The organism is Rubripirellula tenax (assembly GCF_007860125.1).
Lineage (GTDB): Bacteria > Planctomycetota > Planctomycetia > Pirellulales > Pirellulaceae > Rubripirellula > Rubripirellula tenax.
Genome location: NZ_SJPW01000002.1, coordinates 739,545 through 746,262, shown reverse-complemented (window position 1 = coordinate 746,262; position 6,718 = coordinate 739,545). Strand labels below are relative to the sequence as shown.

General features: G+C 54.0%; 4 protein-coding genes and 1 pseudogene. All 5 read right to left on the bottom strand.

The genetic code is table 11. From position 1 onward, the window contains the following. Nucleotides 1-93: 93 nt before the first annotated feature. The 5 genes and pseudogenes from Poly51_RS08515 to Poly51_RS08500 all read right to left on the bottom strand — a co-directional run bounded on the left by Poly51_RS08515 (nucleotide 94) and on the right by Poly51_RS08500 (nucleotide 6,467). Nucleotides 94-2,328, bottom strand: a complete 2,235-nt coding sequence (locus Poly51_RS08515; RefSeq protein WP_146456286.1) for a M56 family metallopeptidase — start codon at nucleotides 2,326-2,328, stop codon at nucleotides 94-96. Then, the gene (locus Poly51_RS08510) at nucleotides 2,325-2,711 is read right to left on the bottom strand and encodes a BlaI/MecI/CopY family transcriptional regulator (protein ID WP_146456284.1); all 387 of its coding nucleotides are present in this window, start codon (nucleotides 2,709-2,711) and stop codon (nucleotides 2,325-2,327) included. Before Poly51_RS08510 ends, Poly51_RS08515 begins: the two co-directional genes overlap by 4 nt. A gap of 451 nt (nucleotides 2,712-3,162) precedes the next feature. Beyond that, entirely contained in the window at nucleotides 3,163-4,992 is a 1,830-nt protein-coding gene (locus Poly51_RS31205; protein ID WP_246114353.1) for an LptA/OstA family protein, read from the bottom strand. Nucleotides 4,993-5,058: 66 nt separating this feature from the next. Next, nucleotides 5,059-6,081, bottom strand: a pseudogene (locus Poly51_RS31760) (M56 family metallopeptidase); the annotation flags it as partial. After that, nucleotides 6,078-6,467 carry a BlaI/MecI/CopY family transcriptional regulator gene (locus tag Poly51_RS08500; protein WP_146456280.1) on the bottom strand — a complete coding sequence of 130 codons (390 nt, stop codon included), beginning with the start codon at nucleotides 6,465-6,467 and terminating at the stop codon, nucleotides 6,078-6,080. The pseudogene Poly51_RS31760 and the gene Poly51_RS08500, both read right to left, overlap by 4 nt. Nucleotides 6,468-6,718: the final 251 nt, after the last annotated feature.

Below are 6,718 nucleotides of genomic sequence, written 5' to 3'. Positions count from 1 at the left end.
TTTTTGTTTTGCAACATCAGTGTGACGCGGGACGCCCTTGTTCTGAAACACCAATCCGAGGTTACGCAATGCCGCGAAACCGACGCACCTCAATCAACCGTCAAACTGCGCCCTGAAGAGACCACACCCTGTCAGTTGAGCGATAATTCGCTCGAAAATTCCCTGATGGTCGGCAAGTCCGTCACCAAACCCGACCAAGTCCGCTAGTCGAGAGAGCGACGCCAGTTTGACGGTTTCATCCTCGACAAGTCGGGCGATGGCTAACGCTTGCTCGATCCGATTCTGCTTGTGCAATTCTGTGATGGAATACAAAACCGGATGCCGGTCTGTGCCGCCCAGGTCCATGAACATCGAGTTTGTCTCGAGCAGAAGCGGGACGCCTGTCGAAAGCTCGACGGACAAATCATAGTGTTTCCCGTATGCCGCATCGAGCGCCAACTTTTTCTCATATCGAGTCCGGTCGTCATCGGCGAGCTGTGCAACCTTGGTTCGGTATCCAGGCAACCGCTGCTCGAATTCTTGCCAGGACATCAACGCATACTTGTGCATCGCCATGTCCCGGACTCTTACCTCAGCGAGGACGTCCTCCGGGCGAGCCTTCGCAATCTCGCCGGCAAATCGCCAGATCTTGTCCGGTTCATGAAGCCGATAGTAGCTGTATGCCAATTCGTGTTCGCAAATTCGCAGAACCTTCGGGTCCGTCAATCGCAGCCAGAATGCTTCGACGTGGTTACCGTGGCCATTTCCTGCCGCTCGCCCAACCGCCTTGTCTACTATGCTCGGCCGAGTTCCTTCGGGCTGGGCTTCAAGGAAGCCGAATGCCTGGTCAATTTGCCCCTTGGAAAGGTGATGAGTCATAATTGCGATGCGAACGTCGCCCTGTCTCGGCGGAAAATTTCGAAGAACCTCCGGTAGTTTTTCTCGATCGTTGAGACGATCCAGCACGCCCATGGCAAAGTCGAGGCGGTCGTGCTCCAGTGCGGTCTCACAGATCTCCGCCACCACCCTGTAGTAGAACTTCGGATCGAGTTTGCCATCGCGTGATTTTCCAAGCGGAGCCTTGGACAACCAATCGAGTGCTTCGTGGTACTCACCTGCTTCGGCCATTTCCCGCGCAAGTTGACTTAACCGGCCCCACTCTTCCAGTTCCACCGCACGAGTCATCCAGTCTCGCAGCGCGTCTGCATCCTGCGATGCTGTTTCTTGAGCCGTCGATTTACCGACATCCGCAACAAGATAGCAGCCCATGCCAGTGACGAAGATCAAGATCGCCGCGATTGCGAGCGGGCCAATTCCGGTTGTCTTTGAACGCGATCCGACAATACGAGCGATCCGATTGCTTAACGATCCTCCGTCGGCCGACATTGACAGCGTCATCGGCGTGGATGGTCCGCGGGCCTCCTCCAGCCATACCAGCAGTCGTGCGTAGCGAACTCCATCGCCAGTCATCTGGACGGCAATGTCGTCACAGCAAGCCTCGCGTTCGACACGCATCAAGTGCGAAGTCCACCACACCGCAGGATGATAAAAGAACACGGTTTCCATCAGCACTTGAAACACATTGACCAAATAATCGTGACGACGAACATGAGCTAACTCGTGAGCAATGACGGCCTCGAGTTGTTCGCTCGACAGGCCGCTGATTGCGCTGACAGGTAGAAGCACGAGTGGCTTGAGCCATCCGATCACCGTGGGCACGTCGACCATTGACGACTGACAGACTTCGATGGAACGGTGAACACCAAGTTTCTCCGCAACGCGTGAGGTGATGGCCGTGAGTTGTTCGGTGACCGGTGATTGCCCCGAAACCCGCAGCCTCCGAGTCGCTCGCCAACCAACGAGCAGCCGGATCGACAGTACTACGATCCCACACAGCCACACGGCAACGATGACGTTCATCCACGGGCGAACCAAATTTGGCACAGAAATCATCAAGCCAGCAAGCAGCGCTATGTTGGATGGAGACTCATCGAATTCGTCAGCGGAACGACGCATGCCGTCCGGTATGAATGTTAGCGTAACACCGGAGGGCTCGCGCCCTGCCGCTACGACGGGGCGTGCATCTACTCCAAATTCAACGGTATCGTTGGTAGCGAACTCACCCGAGACAGTCTCGCCCGTTCCAACGACAAACAACGTCGTAGTAGGAACCGCTACCATCGCTAACAGTGCGATCAGCATCAATCCGTACCGAAGATGCGGAGAACGCCCTCGCAGAAACCCCAACACAACGCCCAGGAGCACTGCAATGATGGCGAACTGCCAAACCGAATGAACCAGTGTCCAGCCAACTCGCTGAGCAAGTTCTGAAAGAATTGCTTCGTTCATGACTTGTCCTCCAACTGGTCCAGCATCTCGCGGATCTCTTGCAGTTCTTCCGCCGTTGCCTTTTTCGACGACAACGCGTGGAGCATCAAAGCTGCTGCTGATCCGTCATAGACTTTGTCGATCAAGTCACCCAGCATCCGCTTTTGAGTTCGCTGTTGAGGCGCGGCAGCACGATAAACTTGCGGCTTCGCGTCGTCATCACGCTTGAGCAATCCCTTATCCATCATCACCGATAGCATTTTCACGGTTGTTGAATACGTCGTTTGCTTAAACGCTTGCAGCGAATCATGAACGTGCCGAGCAATGCTCGGGCCATCGTTCCACAAGATACGCAAGATCTGCAGCTCAACCTCGGTCGGCTGTGAAGAAACGTGTCGAGCCATAACCAGAAAACCCTCCGCGTGCAAAGAAACCACCTGAATCTCATGACGAACGAATTCGCCACTCAGCCCAATGTTAGCGAACGAATTCGTCACGTCAAGGCAAAGAGGCCAGTTTTCCTGAGTCAAGCGAAAAGCCCGTGCTGTGCAGGTGCCAATTCCCTGACTGGGATCACCGGCACGTCGGCTGCGGCGACATCCTTCGCCACTGGGAGGTCTCCGTAGAGAACGTCGGAAAGAAAAGGTACGCGGAAAGAAAAGGTACGCGGACTCATTCCGATATTCGAGCTATGGCCCCTTTTTCGACTCACCGGCTGTCCGATCGCCGCGATTCCCAGGCGTGGGATCAGGTTGTGTCGATTCATGAAACGCTGGGAAGCGGAGGAAGTCTAGACGCAGAGCCAAGTCAGCGTCGACCGCAAGGAATCACGAGGACTCTACGGAAACCTGCTGGTCAAGGCATGTCAAACTCACCGGTTTTCAGGTTGTACTTCATTGAGACGGCTTTCGTATTGACCGAGTATTGTTCAACGGTGCCGTTTGCTGGAATGGTGCCATTGAACGAAACATTGCCGAGGAGATGCAGCACGTGTGATTCGCCTCCGTCAAACAATTCAACCTTGTCCGCCGAAAGCTTGGTGTCGCCAGTTTGTAACCTGACGTTACCAGTGAACTGCAAATCGTTGCCATAGGAAAGACTCTCAGACACGCCCCGAAAGCCATGTTCCTTCATCTCAAATCGCAACGGTGATCCCGTGATCCGCAGGCCATCCTCGCTAAGCGATAGTTCTTTGCCCTGTACTTTCAGCGCGGAATCGTCAAACGCGAAATCCAGTACGGTATCGGCTTGGAAATGCATCGTCTTTTGGGGCAAATTGAAAACAATCTCTCCGCTAGGACTCGCAATCAGCAGATCGTCATTGTCTTCTGACAGCGCAATGTTCTTTCCCTTGATCCGAACTTTCTCATCGCTGATCTCAAATTCAAATGTGCCTTCAAAATGTGGTGCCCAGCCGAACTTACGGATCGCCTTGGTAAGCTTCAGTGTGTCCTCGTCTGACATTCGGGGACCGTCAGCTTTGATCAGGACGGGTTCATCTTCCGCATCGCTTTCAGCATTTACTTCCGCAACGGCAGGGACAGTTGCATAGGGTTGTGCCTGGAAAAAGGTGATATCGCTGTTCACACCTGGCGAAATTGCGGATGCCGAAGCATCGGTATTGGCTTGCTGCTCGATCATTGACACTGGAGTCGCGGTCAGAATCACGAGCGACACAATCTCTGGGTCGCTCAAGTCTGGCATTGCGTACGCCAAACTATGGCCATGGGGCAAATCAGTTTTAGTGAGGAACTGCTGCCTGACCACTTTCGGCACTTGGACGCCGCAAGTCTTTCCACCGGATTGAAACGAGAATGTGGAGACGTTTTCAATCACCGATCGGTAACACCTGACGTTGAGATCAATGAATCGTTCGTCCATTTCGGGACACAGGGTCAATTCAACACCGCTTTTCTCGATTCGTATTTCGGCTTCTGGTGACTCGTTCGCTGGATTCTGTAATCCCACGACGAACGGACGCTGTGTCATGTCTGCAATGTTTCCTTCTTGGCCATTGAATAGCGTGACGCGCGGCGAGTGAAGCAGATTAGATCGAGCATCGCCTTGGACTTGCTCGACGAGCGATCGCAGTTCAGCGGGACTCAACAACACCATCAACACAGGTGTGCTCCCCGTGTCTTGCGGAATCAAAGCCCAATCCAATGGAAGCTTGCTGAATTTATCCGAGGCCATTGAAACGAACTTAGCATCCATGGTCACTTGATCCGTGAAACCATACTTCTCAATTCGCTCGAGTTCCCTCTTGACGCGATTGTGCGATGAATCGTCGCCTCGAACAATCACTCGATCACCGTCAACGATCACCCCGGTAGGGGCGACATGAGGAAGGTGCCTCGAAACATTTGCCAGAGAACTGGAAAGGATCGCGTCCGCCTGAGCGTCAGTGCATGCGTCTTCCTGCTTGATCTTCTCGATGGCTGGCTTCGCATCGTATGTTTTCACAAACTGCGGCGTGCTCGTTGGAATTGGCGTCCCAGGTCGTGGGGCTGGTTCGTTGGCAGACGCTTGCTGGACCTGCCAGGTCAAATCCTTCGGTGGGTACGGCGGGGCTTGATCGCCTGCGATGCTAAGGGCCGCACCGGGTAGCACACATGCGGCTCCGATCAACATCACGGGGACGACCCACCATGGTCGTTGTGCTTTTGCATTACTAGTGAGTTTCATAATTCGCTCCATCCTTTTCACAGTAAGTTCCACTGGCCGCACGCCCGGCAACGCCGGTGCAGAATGCAGCAAGTGTTTTCGTTCCAAAACAGACAGCAAGCTGCGTGCATACTCCGCCGGCTGGCAGTGCAAGCTGGCAACCGTCTCCTCATCGCAACTTTGCTCCGTCACGCGATCAAAAAGTCGCGACACCCAATACACCAGCGGGTGAAACCACCACAGGCAACAGGCTGTCGTTTGTAACAACGCCCACCACAGATCTCCTCGCCGAATATGTGTCAGTTCATGGGCGAGCAAGATTCGCAATTCGCTTTCAGTGCATTGCGATTCAAGGACGCGAGGTAGCAGGATTCTGGGCCGCAACAGTCCCACAACGGCTGGGCCGATCAGACTGTCGACCACTACCAAACGCACACGTCTGCGAAAGAACCAGCGACGTTGCGGTAACTCAGCCAATAGTTGATCAAGCGTCTCCAGCGTCGTTGAGGCTGGTTCGATACGTGAGTTCCTAACTTTGCGAAGAAACCACATCAATCTCGCTGCTGCGATCAGTAAACATAGGATTGCACTGATTGCCCACGCTCCAACGGCCCAACTAGGCCACTTGGTTTCCGACGTTGCCTTACTCTGGACAATTCCCCCAGGCAGAAGTGTTCGCCTTGAACTCTCGCTGGGTACTCGCTTTGATATCCACTCTGCATCGAACGGCGCGAATGCAGAGTGATTCGTTGACTGCGGGGCTGGTACATCGCTCGGTTGTCGTGGCGACTGAGCCAACGTTGCACCAGGGTCGAACGCCGATTCTTTCAGTGATCCAGCCCGCGTCATTACATAAACGTTCGATATCGTGCTTCGGGACTCAGTTGAGGACCGCAGCAAGCAGAACGGACTCAGCGGCAACGCAAACATTGGTGGCGTCAAACATTTCAGTAACACCAATCCCCACAGCGCATGCGCCAGATGCGGTCGATCTTTCGCAAAAAAGCGCGCCAATAGCAACACGCAAAGAATCAGGACGGTTACCTGAATGCACTGCTGAATCAGCAACTCCCAGATGTTCGGAGCGGAAACCGAAAACCATGCGTTCATGATTTGCCTCCGCTGTTTTCGAGGCGGTCGAGCAATTGGCGTAGCTCATCCAAGTCCTCCCGCTCGATACCGCGATCCTCGATCAAATGGCGGACCAGCGGCATCGAATCCCCACCAAACAGTCGATCGACTAGTTCATCCACCGTCTCGCGGATGACGGTCCGCGGTTTCGTCTTGGCCGAGTAAACTCTTGCTCGACCTTTCAGTTGACTGCTCGCGTATCCCTTGGCTTCCAATCGCCGCAGATACGTTTGCACGGTAGCAAGCTCAATGTCGCGCACGGATGCCAGCAACTCATGCACATCACGAACGCCCGCAGGCCCAATTTCCCACAGCACGCGAGCCACCTCCATTTCACCCTTTGACAACGCAGGTCGAGCAGCCATTTACCTCTCCGACAGATTTCTCTAGTACATTTGTACGCAATTTACTCGGTACAACTGTACTAGGTCAATGCCAGCTGAGGAAGAATGCCGATAAAGCCTATCGCAGTTTCAACGGTCGGTAATCATCTATACGCGTCGTCATGCAAGCGGATCTCGGATTCATGTGCGGCGGAAAGGACCAAAGTCTGCACCCACCGATAGATGTTTCGGGAATTCATGTGCGACGTCTCATTGCGAATTCCAAATATGGA

What these genes read in the sequence shown, in the direction of transcription:
- Poly51_RS08500 (WP_146456280.1), bottom strand. Translation starts at nt 6,467, where the DNA reads ATGGCTGCTCGACCTGCGTTGTCAAAGGGTGAAATGGAGGTGGCTCGC.
- Poly51_RS08510 (WP_146456284.1), bottom strand. Translation starts at nt 2,711, where the DNA reads ATGGCTCGACACGTTTCTTCACAGCCGACCGAGGTTGAGCTGCAGATC.
- Poly51_RS31205 (WP_246114353.1), bottom strand. Translation starts at nt 4,992, where the DNA reads ATGAAACTCACTAGTAATGCAAAAGCACAACGACCATGGTGGGTCGTC.
- Poly51_RS08515 (WP_146456286.1), bottom strand. Translation starts at nt 2,328, where the DNA reads ATGAACGAAGCAATTCTTTCAGAACTTGCTCAGCGAGTTGGCTGGACA.